This window comes from Vagococcus sp. (genome assembly GCF_052102835.1).
Classification (GTDB): domain Bacteria; phylum Bacillota; class Bacilli; order Lactobacillales; family Vagococcaceae; genus Vagococcus.
In genome coordinates this window covers 244390-263740 of sequence record NZ_JBQEIL010000001.1, presented here as the reverse complement: position 1 = coordinate 263740, position 19351 = coordinate 244390, and the positions used below count along the sequence as shown (strand labels likewise).

Genomic DNA, 19351 nt, shown 5'->3' with positions numbered 1-19351 from the left:
TATATACAATTGTCTTAATGGCTTTAGGATTTAGTTTAGGAGTGGGCTTTTTACCTGTTTTTTTAGAATTAGCTGGATTAGATGACCACTCATTTTTAAGCAATGAAGTTGTCATGGGTATTATCGGTGCCATTATTTTTCTTATTCTATCAAGCCTAACTTACGACTATTTTGCTAAAATATTAAAAAAAATAGAAAAATTTATTAACGAACAGAGTTTATCAGACTTAATTTTTGGTAGTTTGAGTGCTATTGTAGGTTTATTATTGGGTGCGTTGTTATCAATCCCATTATATTCTATTAAGGTTGCTTATTTAAATATTATCTTACCAAGTTTGATGATGGTTGTTTTAGGTTTTATTGGAGCACGAGTTGGAACAACCAAAACAGAGGAGTTTAAAAAAATGTTTGCTCCACGTCCTAAAAAAGGGACTGAGGAAATATTAGAGCGAAAAGCAGGGGAACATTTTAGAAAATATAAAATATTAGATACAAGTGTCATTATTGATGGTCGAATCTATGATGTTGCTCGAACTGGTTTTATTGAAGGAACGCTACTAATCCCTAAATTTGTATTATATGAACTACAATATATTGCGGATTCTGGCGACAGTATGAAACGCGTGAGAGGGCGACGAGGTTTAGATATTTTAAATGAACTTCAAAAAGAACCCTCAATAAGTGTTGAGATGTATGAAGGTGATTTTGATGATATTCAAGAAGTGGATACGAAGTTGGTTAAATTAGCAAAAGTTTTAGATGGGATTGTTGTTACCAATGATTTTAATTTAAATAAAGTTTGTGAGTTCCAAAATGTGCCTGTTTTTAATATTAATGCTCTAGCTAATGCGATTAAACCTGTTGTTATTCCAGGGGAAACGATGGATGTTATTGTAATGAAGGACGGGACGGAACGTCAACAGGGCGTTGCTTATCTTGATGACGGAACCATGGTTGTCGTCGAAGATGGAAAACATTTTATGAATGAAAAAATCAATGTGATTGTGACAAGTGCGCTTCAAACGGCAGCAGGCCGAATGATATTTGCGAAACCGTCCCACTCACAAACAACAATAAATCAATAAAACCAATGACAACCCTTTACTATTCAACAAAATGAATGTAAAATTTAGGATGATACATTAACAACTAGACTATTATATATAAGGAAGGTAATCTCATGACAAAAAAAGTACGTGTTAGATATGCACCAAGTCCAACGGGTCATCTACATATTGGAAATGCCCGGACAGCATTATTCAACTATTTGTTTGCAAGACATCATGGTGGTGACTTCATTATTCGTATTGAAGACACTGATTTAAAACGTAATATCGAAGGCGGAGAAAGAAGCCAGTTAGAAAATTTAGAATGGTTAAATATTGATTGGGATGAGTCTCCAGCTAAACCAGGAAAATATGGCCCTTATCGTCAATCAGAACGTAAAGAAATTTATCAACCCTTGATTGATCAATTATTAGCAAGTAACTTAGCATACAAATGTTACTGTACGGAAGAAGAATTAGAAGCAGATCGTGAAGTTCAACAGGGACGTGGCGAAATCCCTCGTTACTCTGGCAAATGTGCGCATCTTACTCCTGCAGAACAAGCAGAAAAAGAAGCAGCCGGTCTAGTACCAGTTGTTCGCTTCCGAGTTCCAAGAGCAACAGAATATAGTTTTGATGATTTAGTTAAAGGGAAAATAACCTTTGAATCAGACAGTGTTGGTGGCGATTTTGTTATTCAAAAACGTGACGGCATGCCAACGTACAACTTTGCTGTTTCAGTGGATGACCATTTAATGGAAATTACCCATGTTTTACGTGGAGATGATCATATTGCCAATACACCAAAACAATTGATGATTTATGAAGCATTAGGTTGGGTTCCCCCAATTTTTGGTCACATGACGTTGATTATTAACAGTGCAACGGGTAAAAAATTAAGTAAACGTGATGAAACGATTTTACAATTTATTGAACAGTACCGTGATTTAGGTTATCTTCCTGAAGGAATGTTTAACTTTATTTCATTACTTGGTTGGTCTCCAGTAGGAGAAGATGAAATTTTTACTCAACAAGAATTAATCGAGATGTTTGATGCTGATCGTCTAAGCAAGTCACCAGCTGCTTTTGACAGCAAAAAATTAGAATGGGTAAGTAACCAATACCTTAAAAAAATTGAATTGAAAGATTTTACTGAAATGTGTATTCCACATTTAGTTGAAGCTAATTTAATTGAGAAAAACTTGTCGCCAGAGCGTCATACTTGGGTGGAAGAGTTAGTGAGTTTATATCAACCACAAATGAGTTATGCAGCAGAAATTGTTGAATTATCACAACTATTCTTTAACGATACATTAACACTTGATGAAGCAGCTAAAGAAGTCTTGGCAGGTGAAACAGTGCCTGTTGTTTTAGCAGCTTTCACAGAACAAATTAAAGCAATGGAAGATCTAGATGTTCCTAGTATTAAAGCAGCCATTAAAGCGGTTCAGAAAGAAACTGGCGTAAAAGGTAAAAACTTATTTATGCCAATTCGTGTGGCTGTTAGTGGTCAAATGCATGGTCCTGAATTAGCAGAAACCATTTTATTATTAGGAAAAGAAAAAGTCTTAGATCATTTAAATCAATCGAACCAATAAATACATTGATAAGAAAAGTAAGTAAAAAATTAGTTTAAGAGAGTTTACATTTGGTGCAAGTAGACCTAATTTTTTTCTGAAAATGCCTCTTTGAGTAGTTTTGATGAAAGTGGAGTAATCAAAAACGAGTGATAGCCGTTAGACTATCGAAAGGTAACAGATTCTCTGTTATAAACTAAAGTGGAACCACGTAAAGACGTCTTTTGAATTTTATTCAAAGACGCCTTTTTTTATTTTAAATTTTAGGAGGAAACAAGTTATGCAAATTTATAACACATTAACGCGTCGCAAAGAAACATTTCAAACTTTAGAGCCTAATAAAGTTAAAATGTATGTTTGTGGACCGACTGTTTATAATTATATTCATATTGGTAATGCTCGAAGTACGGTGTCATTTGATACTGTTCGTCGTTATTTAGAATTTAGGGGTTATCAAGTTGATTATGTCTCTAACTTTACCGACGTAGATGATAAAATTATTCGAACAGCGAATGAAGAAGGAATTACAACAAAGGAATTAGCAGATAAATATATTGCGGCATTTGAAGAAGATACAGGTAAGTTGAATGTGAAGCCGGCGTGTGTTCATCCAAGAGTCATTGATCACATCGAAGATATTATAAAATTTGTTGCAGATTTAATTGAAAAGGGCTATGCTTATGAGTCGCAAGGTGATGTTTACTACCGTGCTCGAAAATTTAAAAAGTATGGTGAATTGAGTAACAAAAGTTTAGATGAATTAGAAGTAGGTGCTAGCCAACGAACTGGCGCGGAACAAGTAAAAAAAGAAGATCCTTTGGACTTTGCTTTATGGAAAGAAGCTAAGGAAGGTGAGGTTTCGTGGAAGTCACCGTGGGGAATGGGACGCCCAGGTTGGCATATTGAGTGCTCTGTCATGGCAACAAAGCATTTAGGATCAACAATCGACATTCATGGTGGAGGTCAAGATTTGGAATTTCCACATCATGAGAATGAGATTGCTCAAAGTGAGGCGCATACAGGCCAAACTTTTGCAAAGTATTGGATGCATAATGCTTATTTGACAGTAGGTGAGAGTGGTGAAAAAATGAGTAAGTCACTCGGTAATTTTGTGACCGCTCATGATGTGATGCAAAACTTTGAACCAGAAGTCGTTCGTTATGCCTTAGCGACTACTCATTATCGTCGTCCGATGCCATTTAATGAAGTGGTTTTAAAAGAAGCAGAAACGAATCTTTCTAAAATTAAACATAGTTATAAAAATGCTGGTTTTCGATTAGGACAGGCTCAGGATGGCTTAGAAGATGATCGAGAGTATCTTCAAGAAATTACAGAATTTTATGATGAATTTGTGTTAGGAATGGATGATGATTTTAATACAGCGAATGGAATTACCGTGGTTTATCAAATGGTTAAATGGTTAAATTCATATCTGGAAAAAATTCATGTTTCAAAAGTTATTCTTGAAAAAATTCAAAGTCAGTTATTTGAATTTATGCAAGTTTTCGGGATTATTTTAGAGGATGAAACAGATCTGTTAGATGAAGTAATTGAACAATTAATCGAAGAACGAAAACAGGCACGAGAGGCAAAAGACTTTGCTCGTAGCGATGAAATTCGTGACCAATTAAAAGAACAAGGAATTATTCTTGAGGATACTGCTCAAGGGATTAGATGGAGTCGAATTTAATGACAGAAGAAATAAAAGATTATTCATTATTGAGTGGGTTAACACTAGCATATATTGGAGATGCCGTCTATGAAGTTTATATTCGTGATTTTCTAATCCGCTCGGGTCATACAAGACCGAACCAATTACATCATTTAGCGACGCGCTATGTTTCGGCAAAGGCACAACATTACTTAATTGAACAAATGCAAGACCAAGAGATATTAACAGAGGCTGAACTAAGTATTTATAAACGTGGACGTAATGCTAAAAGCCATACGAGTGCTAAAAACACATCAGTAGCTATATATCGCTCGTCTACAGGGTTTGAAGCGTTAATGGGTTATCTCCATATGATGAAGCAAACAGAACGCTTAGAAGAGCTTATTCGATGGTCAATAAAAAGGATAGGTGAAAAAAATGAGACAAGATAAAAGAGAAAAACGTAAACCATTTGACCCTCAAAATGGTCAAGAAGAAGTAAGTTTAGAAGACGTTGCTTTTGGACGTCATGCAACGATTGAAGCGTTGAAAGCCAAACGTGGTAATAAATTATTTTTACAAGAAGATTTAAAAAGTGCCAATATTGAAGAACTAAAACAATTAGCAGCAGAGTATACAGTGGCGGTAAAATGGGTGAAGAAACAGAAACTAGATGAAATGACGAATCATGAAAATCATCAAGGGATTGTGCTAAGAACAACTCCTTTTGAATATTTAACATTGGATGAATTACTTGCGAAAACGGATAAAGAGTCAGAGCGCTTCTTTTTAATGTTAGATAGTGTAATGGATCCTCATAACTTAGGGTCCATGTTTAGAACAGCTGATGCTACTGGAGTTGCTGGAATTATTATTCCAAAACATCGTGCGGTAGGGATTACACCAGTTGTTGTTAAAACGTCAACAGGAGCGGTAGAACATATTCCAGTTGCGAGGGTAACAAACCTTTCGCAAGCAGCTAAAAAATTAAAAGAACATGATTTTTGGTTATTTGGTACAGATATGACTGGAACGAGCTATGAAAAATGGAATGTCGCAGGAAATATTGCTTTAGTTATTGGTAATGAAGGTAAAGGAATGAGTCCTTCTCTTAAAAAAGAAATGGATGAACTAATTACGATCCCCATGACGGGGCATGTCCAAAGTCTGAATGCAAGTGTAGCCGCTGGTTTATTGATGTATGAAGTCTTTAGAAAGCGTCTGACTTAACCATGAAACGCAAAAAGCGCTTAAAGCATCAAGTGTTATTCGTTGACGGTTACAATATGATTGGGTTTTGGCCAGAATTAGCTCAATTGAAAAAACAAGAGAAATTAGCAGATGCGCGTGATTTGTTATTATTTATGCTTTCAGAATTTGCTAAGTACAAGGGAATTGAAGTGATTGTTGTTTTTGATGCTCAATTTGTACCTGGAATCCAAAATAAGTATGATGAATTTGGGCTGACAGTTATCTTTACTAAAGTAGATGAAACAGCAGATACTTATATTGAGCGTGAGGCAAGTTTGAAAATTAATCCATTGACACACGTTAGAGTAGCAACGAGTGATTTAGCTGAACAGTGGATTATTTTTTCAAAAGGAGCCTTACGAGTATCTGCTCGTGAATTATATAAAGCAATTAAAGAATCAGAAAAAAATATTTTAGCCGATACAAAAGAGTATCATTATTCTAATTTCAGGCGTAATTCTCCATGGACAGAAGGTCAGCTTGAAGATTTACAGTTATTTTTTGAAGAAATGGAAGATGAAAAGATGCATTAAGAACAACTGTTCTCTTTTGCGTTTTTTAATTTAGTGGTAATCTATTAACGTAAAGCAAAAGAAAACGCTGCCACCCTCCTTAAAAGGGAGTCAAGTAATGGAAAATAAAGACCTAATAGAAAAAGCGAAAACTGGGGATCCTGAAGCAATGGAGTTGTTATTTAAAAAATATCAACCAATCGTTTTGAAAATGAAGAAAACATTCTTTGTTCGAGATTTAGAACTGGACGATTGGCTACAGGAAGGTCGAATAATCTGTCATAAATCATTACAAAATTATCATTTAGATCAAGGCGTAACCTTTGGAAAATTTTTCAAAATAAATTTTGAACGTCATATTATTGGTTTAATTCGCAAGCAGGAAGCGTTAAAACGGAGAAGTTATCGTTATGCGGAATCATTAGAGGGGCAAGGGGAGCTTACTCTAAATGTACGTGAAGACCGTTCATCAATGATAAGTTTAGATTATGTTTTAATCCGTGATAGCATGCAAGATTTTGGTGAGCAACTGTCTCAGACTGAAAAGGATGTTTTTTCTGATTATGCACGAGGAAAAAGTGAAACAGAAATAGCAACAACCTATCAGTTGGCGAGAAAACAGGTTGTCGGGGCATTAGCACGAGCTAGGCAAAAATTAAAAAGACAATTAAATGATTAATAAATAATCAGGATGGTAGCTTTCTTTTACTTTTTGAATGAGTAAACTATAAAAAAACTATGGTTTCCCTTGAATTGAGTTCTAAATTGTGGTAAAATTTTATTTTTTCTTAATAATGTGATAGAATGATAATGAGGTGAATAAAATGGCCCATAATATTGCATCAATTAAAGAGGGACTTAAGGAACGGGTTGGCAGTCGATTGACACTTACGTCTCAAGTAGGTCGAAAGCGTCAAAGTGAGCATAGCGGTGTTTTAACTGAAACGTATCCAGCAGTTTTTGTGGTGGATCTTGATCAAAGTGATCATGCTGTTGAACGTGTTTCTTATAGTTATGCAGACGTTTTAACACATTCTATCGAACTGGCTTTCGTCGATGAAGAAGAACCATTATTTGGATAATGTAAGAAAGAATTAATCTAAACATAGCGTTAGATTTTTTTCTTTTCTAGGAGGTAAACGAATGAAAAAAGTTTTATTTGTATGTCTAGGAAATATCTGCCGATCGCCAATGGCTGAGGCATTATTTAATCGAAAGATTCAAGAACAAAATTTATCCAAACAGATTTCTTGTGCTTCTGTGGCATTAGGAACGTGGAATTTGGGGAAAGAACCTCATAAAGAAACAAAACAAATTTTGGCACGACATGGCATCAATAGTTCTGGCATGATCTCAACGAAAATAACGCAGAATGACTTTATTGAATTTGATTATATTTTTGGAATGGATGAACAAAATATTAAAGATTTAAAAGAACGGGCTAAAACGCCAGAAGAAGAAGCAAAAATATCTTTTTTACTCGAAGGAGTTCCTAATATAACCAATCAAGAAGTACCTGATCCTTATTATACGGGTAATTTTGAGTTGACATATGAATTGATTGATTCAGCAACAAGTTATTGGCTGGAAAAGATCAAAGCCACACTTTAAAAAAGTTGGACTATTTGAGGTCGTTGAGGAGACAGCTAAATTTTAAAGCTTTACTTTTTTTAATACATCAACAAAAAAATAGGACGGATGAGAATTTTAAATTCTCATCCGTCCTATTTTTAATTATTTAGTTGATTCAGTTGTTTCTTTTTTGTCTTCTTTTTTGCTGTCTTTAGTATCCGCTTTTTTGTCCTCTTTTTTCTCTTCTTTTTGAGGTAAATAAGGAGTTAAGATATCTTTAAATTCAGGGTCATCAATTTTAACTTTTGCTTTTTCTAACTCTTCACCTAATACTTTTTGTTGGAAAGTTGGATCAGCAAGTTTCGTTTCTTTTGTAATTTCAGTTAATTCTTTTTTGAAAGGTTTGTAATCATTACCTTTTTTACTGTTTTTGACCATTTTAACAATATAGAAGCTGTCTGCACCAGTCATTGGGTTTTGAGCTGTAATGACTTCAGAAACTTTACCATCTTCTAATTTATAAGCGGCATCTTTCACTGCATCAGGAAGCATAACGTTTTCTGGTTTCGTTGTTTGAGTTGAGTTGAAAGTTAACTTACCATCGTTATTTTTTGTTGTTTGTTCGACTGATTTTTCTTTTGCAATTTTAGAAAAATCACCACCATCGTTGATTGATTTTAAAATTTCTTTTGCTTCGTCTTCTTTATCAACAGAAATGATTTGAACGTCAACATCTGGGTGGAAAGTTTTCCATGTTTCTTTTAAATCAGCATCTGTAATTTTGATATGAGATTCCATCATTGCTTTTTGAGCTAGATTAGTTTTAATATTTTCTTTGAATGTTTTAACATCCATCCCATATTGTTTTAGAGTTTCTTCTAAAACTTTTTTCCCGCCATATTGTTTTTCTGCTGCTTTATATTCTTTGTCAATTTCTTTTTCACTGACATCTTTACCATAACCATCCAAAGCCACGCGTTTTAAAATCATTCCTGTTAACACTTGTTTTGATTGATCGTCTTTTTTCAACTCGTTGTAAAATTCTTCTTGAGTTACTTTGCCACCTTTCATAGTGACGACATCTTTTCCACCAGCAGATGAACAACCAGTTAAAATTAAGGCACTTAATAAAGTGATGCTAGCTAATTTCCATACTTTTTTCTTCATTTTTTAAAGACACTTCCATTCTATACATTTTTTTAATTTTTATTAAATAAAAATTAATCACGCCTAATACTATAACATAAAAGTAGGTTAAAAAAAATAAGGTTATGCTTTAATTCGATAATTAGTAACAAAATCGCCACATTTATAAATGATAAAAGTATCAACCTCTAGGTTCTGTCGCGTTCATTTTGTCTTTGAAATTCGATAATTCTGAATTTATTTTTACTAATTGTTCTTTAATAATATCAACACGAGGGGTATTGATAAATTGAAATTGCTTGATTTCCTTTTGAACCTCTTCGATAGTGCTAGGAAGTAAATCAGTTGATTGTTGTTTGACATTTTGAAAATTACTTTCAACAGCAGTTAAATTATTTTTAAGTTCAAAGAATAGATCAATCGTTTCATCCAGACGATTATTAATTTTTTGTTGTGTTTCTTTGCCAGAGCGTGGAGCTAGTAAAAGGGCTGCACCGCCACCAATAAAGCTACCAACGATGAATCCTTTTGCAAATTGTTTTCCTGAGAATTTTTTCTTTTTCATGATGTTATTCCTCGTTCTTTCTGATGGCTTCAGCAATTAGGTTCATTTCTTCAGTCGAGTAATTTTTTCCGTTATCCGCAAAAACCAGTTTAAAATCGTCCTCCTTAGAATAACGTGGAATTAAATGAATGTGAGTATGGAAAACAGATTGATAGGCAATTTCTTTATTGTTGTTAATAATATTGAGACCTTGCATCTCGGGAAAAGCTTTTTCCATCGCACGCGCAATTTTGGGAACACGAGAAAAGAGAGACTCAGCTAAACCTTCTTCATATTCAAAAATATCTTGCACATGTTTCTTAGGGATAACTAAGGTATGACCTTTCGTCGTTTGTGTAATATCTAAGAAGGCATAAACCTCATTGTCTTCATAAACAGGATAGCTAGGAATTTCTTTATTGATAATTTTACAAAAAATACAGTCTTTCATAAGTAGAGCCTCCTAAAAGTTTTGTTTTCTCTTCTTTAACATTACCATATAATGATGTAAAAATGGTAGAATATCTTTATGATTATTAAATAGAAGTTGTTTTGTGTATGTTATAATTGAAATAGAGAATAACGGAGGTTTAAAAACAGATGAGTTTAAAAGTTATGCATGTCACGGGCGGTTATGGACACGTGTCGGTGTTAAAAGATGTTAGTTTTGAAGTGAAACCTGGTGAGTTAGTAGGGTTAATTGGCTTAAATGGAGCTGGAAAAAGCACATCAATTAAGCACATTATTGGTTTATTAAATCAAAAAGAGGGTCAGATTACGATTGATGACTTGTCTTTAAAAAAAGAACCAGAGGCCTATCGTAAGAAAATAGGCTATATTCCTGAAAGTCCAGTTCTATATGATGAATTAACATTGAGAGAGCATATTGAAATTACGGCAATGGCTTATGATATTCCATTAGATGAGGCTTTCAAGCGGGCTGACAAATTGTTAAAGACGTTTCGTTTAGAAAATAAATTAGATTGGTTTCCGATTCATTTTTCAAAAGGTATGAAGCAGAAAGTGATGGTACTCTGTGCTTTTTTAGTCCAACCTAGTCTATATATTATTGACGAGCCCTTTTTAGGTTTAGATCCATTAGCTATTAATGCTTTATTAGAGTTAATGCAAGAGATGTGCCGTAATGGGGCGGCGATCTTAATGTCCACTCATATTTTGGCAACAGCTGAAAAATTCTGTGATCGTTTTATCGTTTTACATGATGGTAGAGTCCGAGCGGATGGCTCTATTGAAGAATTACGTACCGATTTTCAATTACCTGAATCGTCCCTGGATGATATTTACATCGCGTTAACGAAAGAAAAGGTGGTTGATTAAATTGATGGCCACTATTTATCAAAAACGTTTAGCTCGATATCAAAAAAAAATGATGAAATATATGAAATATATTTTGAATGATCATTTTCTGATTGTCTGTATGTTTGGGATAGGAGGATTTGGGCTTTATTATTCAGAGTTTATTAAAAACCTCCAACCAACACATTATTTTTGGATTAGGCCTGTTATCTTAGGAATTTGGCTGAGTGCCCTTTTTTTTGGAAATTTCGTAAGTTTGTTATCAGAAGCTGATGAGGTATTTCTATTGGCAAAAGAACGTCAAATGCCAAGCTATTTTAAAAAGGCATTTCGCCATTCTTTACTTTTTCCATGTGCAATGCTTGTTTTAGTAATGGGGATGACGGTTCCAGCTCTTTTGGCAGTCCATCCGATAAAGGGATATGAGTTTCTCTTTTTTCTAGTGGCAGGTTTTTTATTGAAAGCTAGTGAGCTTTTACTTCAATTAAATGGACTATATGCACAGGAAAAAAGAGAAAAAACGTTACTGAAGTTCGGGTGGTTTGTTTTGGCCATTCTTGTTTTTGGGATGGTCTTGTATCTTTCGGCAATAGGTGGTATGATACTTTCTCTTTTGGTATTTCTCTTTTTTCTTCAAAAAAGTAAACGTTCATTTGAAGAAGAACCGTTAAATTGGCATCGTGCGTTACTTTTAGAAAAACGTCGGTTGAAAAATTTGTATCGTTTTATTAATTTATTTGTTGATGTGCCAGATATAACGAGCGAAGTTAAACGTCGTAAATATTTGGATCCCTATTTACAAAGACTACCTAAAACACATGGCAATACTTATAGCTATCTCTATCAGCGTGTTTTTTTTAGAGGGACAGAATATTTAGGCTTGGTTATTCGTTTAACTCTTGTCGGGGCGGTATTGATCGCTTTTACTCACTATTTTTGGTTGAAATTACTGTTTTCACTATTGTTCATTTATTTAATTGCGTTTCAGTTAATTCCGCTTTATCATTCTTTTGATTATATGGTAATGACCAATTTGTACCCAATAAAAGAGAAGGATAAGGAAATCGCAGTTAAAAAATTGATTAGCAAAATGTTAATGGTTGTTGGTACTATTTTTATGCTTGTTGCTATTATTGCTCAACCAAATGTTGTTGAAAATGGTCTTTTACTTATAGCCCTGCTTGTTTTCGGGGGAATTCTTTCGGTGTACTATTTACCGAAACGTATAAAAAAAATCAAAAATTAATCAATTTGAAACGTTGTGAGATACTAGAATATGATATACTAGAATGCGAATCTCGATTGTGAGGTTTTAGGGAAATATTTATAAAGTTTGAGTGTGGCGGAGGAGAAACAAGTGATATTTAAATTTGATAAAAACTGGAATCTCCAACCGTTAAAAGGAGATACAGGTAAGGCTTATAAGGGAGTTAAAGATCAAGAAAAAGTTTTTTTGAAACGTAACTCAACTCCTTTTTTAGCGGCTTTGTCTCGTGAAGGGTTAACGCCAAAGCTATTATGGACACGACGAACAGGAAATGGGGATATTGTTACCGCACAAGAGTGGTTAGATTGTCGTCAGTTATCAGCTGATGAGATGGTAAATAATCAAGATGTGATACGAATTTTATATCACCTCCATCACTCAGAGTCATTAAAATCAATGTTAGAAAGAATGGAAGGTAGTGAAAAATCAGCTTTTGATTTTTTAAGCGAGTATGTTCGCCATTTACCTCAAGAATTAAAAGAAAATCCAACCTTATTAAAAGTTTTTAAATATTTAGAAGATCATTTACCAGCCTATCTTTCACAGCACTATGTGGCTTGTCATGGCGATGTTATTCGTCAAAATTGGCTGATTTCAAATGATGATCATCTCTTTTTAGTTGATTGGGATTATTCGGTACTTTGTGATCCTGCGTTAGATTTAGGAACTATTTTAGGACAATATGTTCCGCTTGATCAATGGTCTGTCTGGCTAGATCATTATAAGGCTGAGATGGCAGAGCATTTGCACGAACGAGTTTACTGGTATGCTGGGATGAGTTTATTAATGCAGACGAAACGCAGCTTTTTAAAAGAAGAGCATAATGAAGTTGCTCGATGTATCAATCGCTTGAACTATGTTTATCAAGATAGATAAAGAATAATGAAAAAGCTCTTTGGCTTCTAAACCCAAGGGGCTTTTTTAAGAGGAGATTAAAGATGAGATTACGGAACAAACCAGGTGCAATGGCAACGATTGAAAATTCACCACAATATATTTTAACTGACGGTAGTGAATGGCGCGGAAAATGGCATGAGCGTTTTGAAAAGCAACAACCGCTTCATATTGAAGTCGGAAGTGGGAAGGGACAATTTATTGTGGGAATGGCTAAGGCAAATCCTACAATAAATTATATTGCGATTGAACTTCAAACAAATGCGATTATTTCTATTTTAGAAAAACAATTACTTGAACCATTACCTAATTTACAATTGTTATTAGTAAATGGGGCTGATTTGGATGATTATTTTGCTGAAGGAGAAGTTGATCAAATTTATTTGAACTTTTCTGACCCTTGGCCTAAAACGCGCCATGAAAAGCGTCGCTTAACGCATCCAAATTTTTTGGCAATTTATGAGAAAATAGCTAAGTCAGAAGCAGAACTGCATTTTAAAACAGATAATCGTGGGTTGTTTGAATACTCATTAGCAAGCCTTTCGCAATATGGAATGCTTCTTCAAGAAGTCTGGTTAGATTTGCATGCGAGTGATTTTGAGGACAATGTGATGACAGAGTATGAAGAAAAATTTTCTCAAAAGGGGCATCCTATTTATCGCTTAGAAGCCCACTTTGTTACAAAAAAATAAAAAGAGTTTGCTTGCCCGAATTTTTGGGTAAGTCAACTCTTTTATTTTCTAAATTTTTAAAGGCGATAAATATCGATAATTGATCCAGTATAGGCATCTGCAATAAATTCGTATTGAACAAGATCACCATCTTCAATTCTAGAAATACCACCTGTGTAGACTTTAGACTTGATTGCGAATTTTTGGGCAGGTTCTTTTTTAAAGTGAATCCAAGAACCTTCAATTGGGCCTTCTTGTAAAAAGTCATTTTTAACTTGTTCTAAAATATCATCTGCTGATAGTGTTTTATTTTTATTATACCAATAAGAAGCAAGGGCACCTCCAGCCAGACCAATGACTAAGCCAATTCCAACACCAGTTGTTAGTCCATCTTGAAAATAAGTTTGTTTTTTTTGTTTGTTTTGAAACATTTTACTTGCCCTCCTTTAGATGTTAATCATCATCATTGTAGCATAAAAAGTCAGAAGGAACATTAAAAAGGAAAGGCTCAATCGAATAAAAAAACAAGGAAGCAAAGAATATGATTTTAAGAGTAAAGGCATCTTGTGTTATAATTAAGATGTAGAAAGTGAGGTGTGTCCACCCTAGGCAAAAAGGGTAGGTAAATATGGACGATAAATTATTTAAACGCATTAAACAATTAACAGAAATTCAAAGTACAAGTGGCAATGAGGACAATATTCGCCAATTGTTAACAAAAGAGATGACACCGCTAGTTGATAAGGTAGAATATGATGGGTTAGGTGGTATTTTTGGAACGAAAAAAAGTTCTGTCGAAGATGCACCTCGTATCATGTTAGCTGCACATATGGATGAGGTTGGCTTTATGGTTTCTCAAATCAAGAAGAATGGTTTGTTTAGCGTGGTCCCGTTAGGAGGTTGGAACCCTTATGTAGTTTCAGCGCAACGTTTTACGCTTCAAACAAAGCAAGGAGATTACCCAATTATCTCTTCCTCAGTTCCTCCACATCTATTGAGAGGAAAATCTGGAGGAGCTTCTTTAAAAGTTACAGATATTCTTTTTGATGCCGGATTTGTTTCAAAAGAAGAAGCTGAAAGTTTTGGTGTTCGTCCAGGCGACACGATTGTACCGGATGTTGAAACAATCGTCACAGCTAACGGAAAACGTATCATTAGTAAAGCGTGGGATAATCGTTACGGCTGCACTTTATTACTCGATGTTTTAGAGCAATTAAAAGAAGTGGAACTACCCAATACTTTAATCGCTGGAGCTAATGTTCAAGAAGAAGTTGGACTTCGTGGAGCTAAGGTATCAACGACTAAATTTAAACCTGATTTATTTTTTGCGATTGATTGTTCACCAGCTAATGATTTAGATGGGAAAGAAGATGCTAACGGACGTTTGGATGGTGGCTTCTTATTAAGGATTTTTGATCCTGGGATGATTATGTTACCTCGCATGCGAGAGTATATTGTTCAAACTGCAGAAGATCATGATATTCCTTATCAAACGTTTATTTCACAAGGTGGAACAGATGCAGGGGCAGCTCATTTAGCTAATAATGGTGTTCCAAGTGCCGTGATTGGTGTTCCGGGCCGTTATATCCATACACACCAAACGATGTTTAGTATTAAAGATTATGAAGCAGCACGTGAAATGATTTTGAAATTAGTGACATCTTTAGATAAAGCAACGGTAGATACAATTATTTATGGAAAGTAGGTTAAAAAAATGATTATTCCGAAAACACTTGAAGAATTAACTCCTTTTATCGAAAAAGGAAGGAGTATCTTATTCTTTACAGCAGATTGGTGTCCTGATTGTGTGGTTATAAAACCTCATATGGCAGTAATTGAAGCTGAATTTCCAGACTATCAATTTATTCAGGTTGATCGTGATGAATTTATGGAGGTCTGTCAAAAATGGGATGTTTTTGGAATCCCGAGTTTTATTATCTTGGATGATGGGAAAGAACTAGGTCGTTTTGTCAGCAAAGACCGTAAGACAAAAGAAGAAATTATTTCATTTATACAATCTGTTTAGAGGAGGATTATTATGTTAGAGACACAAGAATATCAAACAATATTAGTAGGTACAGATGGAAGTGAACAAGCAAAATTAGCATTTGAAAAAGCAGTTGCTGTAGCTAAGCGTAACAATGCAAAAATTATCGTTGCTCACATTATTGAAAACCGTGTATATGGGGGTACTATGGCTTTCTCTACATTTAGTCCAGATATCGTACAAGAAGAAACAGATCATTCAAAAGAATTATTGGAAAAATATAAAAAAGATGCGCATGAATTAGGGTATGATAATGTTGAAGCTGTTTTAGAATTTGGTTCGCCAAAAGTTTTGATGGCAAAAGAATTACCAGAAAAATATCAAGCAGACTTGATTATGGTGGGTCAATCAGGACTGAATGCTGTTGAGCGTTTGGTGATGGGAAGTGTGAGTGACCATATTATAAGAACAGCTCCTTGTGATGTTTTGGTTGTTCGTCCAAACTAACGAACATTGGACATTATTGACAATAGAATGAGAAGATAATTCTGTTTCTTCTTTTTTCATGCTAATATAGAAAGGAAATTTTAAAATGATTGTAAGTTATAATTTAGAAGCAGTTGGAGACGTATTAATTTGTGTCGTGGCCAATGGTGAAGGAAAAGAGGTAACGGCTGAGAGAAAAGGGCAGGTTACTAAAATATCAGATAGTGAATCAAAAGAAGTGCTAGGCTGGAATTTTTTCCAAGCTTCTAATTTAGTTAAAGACTTAGACGGTAAAGGACAAATTTTCCTTTCAGAACAACAGCAAGAAGAGTTACAACAAGCAGTAAAATTAGCGGGATTTAAAGAAGAGTTAACCTTCGATCATGCACCTAAATTTGTTGTTGGTCATGTTAAAACATGTAAAAAGCATCCAGATTCAGACCACTTGCATCTGACTGAAATAGAAGTAGACAATGGTGAAATCATACCGATTGTTTGTGGAGCACCAAATATAAAAGCAGGTTTAAAAGTCGTGGTTGCCAAGGTAGGTGCTATGATGCCAGATGGTTTGATTATTTGGCCAGGTGAGTTACGTGGCGAAAAAAGTTTTGGAATGGTTTGTTCCGCTCGAGAATTAAATTTACCCAACGCACCTGCCAAACGTGGTATTCTAGAATTAGCATTTGATAGTCTTGTTGGTGAGTCTTTTAAATTTTAATGAATAATTAAAATTAATTAGCTATCAATTGTTGTTTATTAAAGATTGCTGTAAAATAAGATTAATTAATAAAAATAGATGGAGGCGATATGCATGAGTTTTACAGATGAAACAGTTCGTTTTGATTTTAACGATAATAATAAAAAAGAAGTCAGTGAAACATTGACGATTGTTTATCAAGCGTTGAAAGAAAAAGGATATAATCCAATCAATCAAATTGTGGGTTATCTTCTATCTGGTGACCCAGCCTATATTCCACGTTATCAAGATGCGCGTAATTTAATTCGCCGTCATGAACGCGATGAAATTATGGAAGAATTAGTGAAAGAATATCTTTCTCATTATGGTATTAATACACTATGAGAAAAATGGGATTAGATGTCGGTTCACGAACCGTTGGCGTCGCTGTTAGTGATCCTTTGGGGTGGACGGCGCAAGGTCTTGAAATAATTAAAATAAATGAAGATTTTGAAGAATTTGGCTTAGACCGTATCGGAGAACTGGTTAAAGATTATAGTGTTACTGAGTTTATTGTAGGATTACCTAAGAATATGAACAATACGATTGGCCCCCGTGCAGAAGCTTCAATGGTTTATGGTGAAATGTTAAAAGAACGTTTCAATCTACCAGTTGTTTATGAAGATGAGCGATTGACAACAGTTCAGGCAGAAAGAATGTTGATAGAGCAGGCTAATGCTTCGCGTGCTAAACGAAAAAAAGTGATTGATAAATTAGCAGCAGTGATGATTTTACAAAACTATCTAGACAAGAAACTTTAATAGCCTTTTTGATAGTTAAACTGTATAATAATAGCAAATACTATTAAAACGCTAAAGAAAAGAGGAAATTGAGATGACTGATAACCATAACCATGATCATGAACACGATCAAGAGGATTTAATCACATTGATTGACGAAGAAGGAAATGAAGTTTTATTCCGCATTCATATGACAATTGATGGACAAGAACAATTTAATAAAGATTATGTTTTATTATATGATGCAAGTACGCCTGAAGGCGAAGAAGTTGAACTTTTAGCTTATGCTTACGTTCAAGAAGAAGGCGAAGCGGAAGGAAACTTATTAGAAGTTGAAACTGAAGCTGAGTGGGACATGATTGAAGAAGTATTTAATGCATTTGAAGCAGAAGAAGAAGAAGAATAGTTTAAATACGAGAGGCTGACCAGAAAAGGTGAGTCTCTTTTTTTTAAATAATTTTTTTATGTAAAATTAGACGAAAGAGATTGTTAAGTTTTCAAGTGGAGTGTACAATAGTGATTATCAACTTTAGATGAGGAGCTTGGCAGATGTTATCGAAAAAAAAACCAAAGGGGATAAAGGTAAGTACAGTTCAATTTATCACTTTGATGTTTTTAGGGATTATTTTATTGGGAGCTTTTTTATTTTGGTTGCCAATCACGCATCAGGAAGGACAAGATGTTAGTTTTATTGATGCGTTATTTGTATCGACGTCATCAGTTTGCGTAACGGGACTGACACCTGTTAATGTTTCTGAAGTCTTTAATCCTTTGGGACACATAATAATGATGCTATTAATTGAAGTCGGTGGCTTAGGGTTTATGACTGTTTTTTTAATGATAGCGATTATGTTAAAAAAACGCCTCTCTTTTCAAGCTCGGTTAATTATGAAAGATATGTTAAATATGGAGAGTCATGGTGGTGTTGTACGATTACTTAGTTTTATATTGAGATTTTCACTTTCAGTTCAATTGATTGGTGCTATTCTTTTAAGTTTTGAGTTTATCCCAGAGTATGGTGTTGCAACGGGGACTTTTTATAGCATCTTTCATGCGATATCAGCTTTTTGTAACGCTGGATTTGATTTGTTTGGTAATAGTTTAATAAGTTACCAAAATAATCCCTATGTTTTAGTCGTTATTTCTTTATTGATTATTTCAGGTGGTTTTGGTTTTATTGTCTGGTATGATTTACTGAACTATCGTAAACATAAAAAATTAACTTTTCATACTCAAGTGGCTTTAACTGTGACTGGTGGCTTGCTTTTGTTAGGAATGGTTGTCTTTTATTTTACAGATGCTCATTTAGCGTCAACCAGTAAACTATCACAATTAGCGAATAGTTTTTTTCTAAGTGTTACGCCGCGTACAGCTGGGTTTGTTTCAATTGACTATAATCAGTTTAGTTATGCAGGTATTTTATTGACCATTGTTTTAATGTTTGTCGGTGGAACTTCTGGTTCAACTGCAGGAGGGATAAAAACGACGACGTTAGGTGTTTTATTTATTCAAGCATTTAGTTTATTTAAAGGTCGTGAAGAGGCCGAAGGGTTTGAAAGAACGGTGCCTAAGGAAACCGTCATTCGTTCATTTGTTTTTGTTTCTTCAGCGACATTGATTTGTTTTGTTAGTTCACTTTTATTGATGATTACTGAAAAAATACCGACGAATTCTGGAATTGAGTATGTGCTATTTGAAGTTGTTTCAGCATTTGCCACAGTTGGGTTAACGATGGGACTGACTCCTGATTTAACGGTATTTGGAAAATTGTTGATTACTTTACTGATGTTTGTTGGTCGAGTCGGTTTATATACAGTAAGCTTTGCATTATTAAAAGGTGAAACCACGCAAATTCATCATTTTAATTATCCTAAAGAAAATATTGTGATCGGTTAATAAGAATAGACAGTTTATCAGTAACCGTATTTATCGGCTGCTGATAAACTTTTTTATT

25 protein-coding genes and 1 other annotated feature are annotated in these 19351 nt (G+C 34.4%); of the genes, 21 read left to right on the top strand and 4 right to left on the bottom strand.

Translation table 11 applies throughout. The features are described 5' to 3' along the window. The first annotated feature begins 17 nt into the window (after positions 1 to 17). The 9 genes from ACTJFD_RS01285 (at position 18) to ACTJFD_RS01245 (ending at position 7648) form a co-directional block, all read left to right on the top strand. Complete coding sequence (locus tag ACTJFD_RS01285; RefSeq protein WP_442259372.1) at positions 18 to 1085, top strand: PIN/TRAM domain-containing protein; 1068 nt, start codon at positions 18 to 20, stop codon at positions 1083 to 1085. 95 nt (positions 1086 to 1180) lie between these two features. Beyond that, complete coding sequence (gltX, locus tag ACTJFD_RS01280) at positions 1181 to 2644, top strand: glutamate--tRNA ligase (RefSeq protein ID WP_442259225.1); 1464 nt, start codon at positions 1181 to 1183, stop codon at positions 2642 to 2644. After that, positions 2641 to 2851: a binding site (T-box leader), on the top strand. Its footprint overlaps the gene before it by 4 nt. 52 nt (positions 2852 to 2903) lie before the next feature. Continuing rightward, positions 2904 to 4313 (top strand): cysteine--tRNA ligase, encoded by a 1410-nt coding sequence (gene cysS, locus ACTJFD_RS01275; RefSeq protein ID WP_442259224.1) that lies wholly within the window; start codon positions 2904 to 2906, stop codon positions 4311 to 4313. A gap of 11 nt (positions 4314 to 4324) precedes the next feature. Then, on the top strand, positions 4325 to 4726 hold the full coding sequence (locus ACTJFD_RS01270) for a Mini-ribonuclease 3 (protein ID WP_442259371.1): 402 nt from the start codon (positions 4325 to 4327) through the stop codon (positions 4724 to 4726). Then, entirely contained in the window at positions 4713 to 5504 is a 792-nt protein-coding gene (gene rlmB, locus ACTJFD_RS01265) for a 23S rRNA (guanosine(2251)-2'-O)-methyltransferase RlmB (protein WP_442259223.1), read from the top strand. The genes ACTJFD_RS01270 and rlmB overlap by 14 nt, the downstream gene beginning before the upstream one ends. Positions 5505 to 5506: 2 nt before the next feature. Next, positions 5507 to 6058, top strand: a complete 552-nt coding sequence (locus ACTJFD_RS01260) for an NYN domain-containing protein (protein WP_442259222.1) — start codon at positions 5507 to 5509, stop codon at positions 6056 to 6058. Between the two features lie 97 nt (positions 6059 to 6155). Further along, positions 6156 to 6716 (top strand): sigma-70 family RNA polymerase sigma factor, encoded by a 561-nt coding sequence (locus ACTJFD_RS01255; RefSeq protein ID WP_442259221.1) that lies wholly within the window; start codon positions 6156 to 6158, stop codon positions 6714 to 6716. Positions 6717 to 6861: 145 nt separating this feature from the next. After that, on the top strand, positions 6862 to 7119 hold the full coding sequence (locus ACTJFD_RS01250) for a Veg family protein (protein ID WP_442259220.1): 258 nt from the start codon (positions 6862 to 6864) through the stop codon (positions 7117 to 7119). 61 nt (positions 7120 to 7180) lie between these two features. Next, positions 7181 to 7648, top strand: a complete 468-nt coding sequence (locus ACTJFD_RS01245) for a low molecular weight protein-tyrosine-phosphatase (protein ID WP_442259219.1) — start codon at positions 7181 to 7183, stop codon at positions 7646 to 7648. Between the two features lie 123 nt (positions 7649 to 7771). Here the strand turns inward: ACTJFD_RS01245 and ACTJFD_RS01240 are convergent, their stop codons facing one another. From ACTJFD_RS01240 to ACTJFD_RS01230, 3 genes are all read right to left on the bottom strand, one after another. Then, complete coding sequence (locus ACTJFD_RS01240) at positions 7772 to 8776, bottom strand: peptidylprolyl isomerase (protein ID WP_442259218.1); 1005 nt, start codon at positions 8774 to 8776, stop codon at positions 7772 to 7774. 160 nt (positions 8777 to 8936) lie between these two features. Further along, the gene (locus ACTJFD_RS01235; RefSeq protein ID WP_442259217.1) at positions 8937 to 9320 is read right to left on the bottom strand and encodes a YtxH domain-containing protein; all 384 of its coding nucleotides are present in this window, start codon (positions 9318 to 9320) and stop codon (positions 8937 to 8939) included. 4 nt (positions 9321 to 9324) lie between these two features. Next, on the bottom strand, positions 9325 to 9750 hold the full coding sequence (locus ACTJFD_RS01230; protein ID WP_442259216.1) for an HIT family protein: 426 nt from the start codon (positions 9748 to 9750) through the stop codon (positions 9325 to 9327). Positions 9751 to 9899: 149 nt separating this feature from the next. Between ACTJFD_RS01230 and ACTJFD_RS01225 the strand changes: the two genes are divergently transcribed. From ACTJFD_RS01225 to trmB, 4 genes are all read left to right on the top strand, one after another. Continuing rightward, positions 9900 to 10637 (top strand): ABC transporter ATP-binding protein, encoded by a 738-nt coding sequence (locus tag ACTJFD_RS01225; RefSeq protein WP_442259215.1) that lies wholly within the window; start codon positions 9900 to 9902, stop codon positions 10635 to 10637. Positions 10638 to 10641: 4 nt separating this feature from the next. Further along, positions 10642 to 11862 (top strand): ABC transporter permease, encoded by a 1221-nt coding sequence (locus ACTJFD_RS01220; protein ID WP_442259370.1) that lies wholly within the window; start codon positions 10642 to 10644, stop codon positions 11860 to 11862. A 111-nt stretch (positions 11863 to 11973) separates the two neighbouring features. Then, complete coding sequence (locus ACTJFD_RS01215) at positions 11974 to 12759, top strand: phosphotransferase family protein (RefSeq protein ID WP_442259214.1); 786 nt, start codon at positions 11974 to 11976, stop codon at positions 12757 to 12759. Between the two features lie 62 nt (positions 12760 to 12821). After that, positions 12822 to 13469 (top strand): tRNA (guanosine(46)-N7)-methyltransferase TrmB, encoded by a 648-nt coding sequence (gene trmB, locus ACTJFD_RS01210; protein ID WP_442259213.1) that lies wholly within the window; start codon positions 12822 to 12824, stop codon positions 13467 to 13469. Positions 13470 to 13525: 56 nt separating this feature from the next. Here the strand turns inward: trmB and ACTJFD_RS01205 are convergent, their stop codons facing one another. Beyond that, entirely contained in the window at positions 13526 to 13879 is a 354-nt protein-coding gene (locus ACTJFD_RS01205) for a PepSY domain-containing protein (protein ID WP_442259212.1), read from the bottom strand. Between the two features lie 197 nt (positions 13880 to 14076). Between ACTJFD_RS01205 and pepA the strand changes: the two genes are divergently transcribed. The 8 genes from pepA (at position 14077) to ACTJFD_RS01165 (ending at position 19293) form a co-directional block, all read left to right on the top strand. Continuing rightward, positions 14077 to 15153 (top strand): glutamyl aminopeptidase, encoded by a 1077-nt coding sequence (gene pepA / locus ACTJFD_RS01200; protein WP_442259211.1) that lies wholly within the window; start codon positions 14077 to 14079, stop codon positions 15151 to 15153. 9 nt (positions 15154 to 15162) lie between these two features. Then, a complete protein-coding gene (locus ACTJFD_RS01195; RefSeq protein WP_442259210.1) occupies positions 15163 to 15474 on the top strand; it encodes a thioredoxin family protein in 312 nt (103 codons plus the stop codon). A 12-nt stretch (positions 15475 to 15486) separates the two neighbouring features. Beyond that, on the top strand, positions 15487 to 15942 hold the full coding sequence (locus tag ACTJFD_RS01190; protein WP_442259209.1) for a universal stress protein: 456 nt from the start codon (positions 15487 to 15489) through the stop codon (positions 15940 to 15942). An 85-nt stretch (positions 15943 to 16027) separates the two neighbouring features. Continuing rightward, entirely contained in the window at positions 16028 to 16639 is a 612-nt protein-coding gene (gene ytpR / locus ACTJFD_RS01185) for a YtpR family tRNA-binding protein (RefSeq protein ID WP_442259208.1), read from the top strand. A gap of 93 nt (positions 16640 to 16732) precedes the next feature. Continuing rightward, complete coding sequence (locus ACTJFD_RS01180) at positions 16733 to 17002, top strand: IreB family regulatory phosphoprotein (RefSeq protein ID WP_442259207.1); 270 nt, start codon at positions 16733 to 16735, stop codon at positions 17000 to 17002. Next, on the top strand, positions 16999 to 17418 hold the full coding sequence (gene ruvX, locus ACTJFD_RS01175) for a Holliday junction resolvase RuvX (RefSeq protein ID WP_442259206.1): 420 nt from the start codon (positions 16999 to 17001) through the stop codon (positions 17416 to 17418). Before ACTJFD_RS01180 ends, ruvX begins: the two co-directional genes overlap by 4 nt. A 73-nt stretch (positions 17419 to 17491) precedes the next feature. Beyond that, on the top strand, positions 17492 to 17803 hold the full coding sequence (locus tag ACTJFD_RS01170; protein WP_442259205.1) for a DUF1292 domain-containing protein: 312 nt from the start codon (positions 17492 to 17494) through the stop codon (positions 17801 to 17803). A 143-nt stretch (positions 17804 to 17946) separates the two neighbouring features. Further along, positions 17947 to 19293 carry a TrkH family potassium uptake protein gene (locus tag ACTJFD_RS01165; protein WP_442259204.1) on the top strand — a complete coding sequence of 449 codons (1347 nt, stop codon included), beginning with the start codon at positions 17947 to 17949 and terminating at the stop codon, positions 19291 to 19293. The last annotated feature ends 58 nt before the right edge of the window (positions 19294 to 19351 follow it).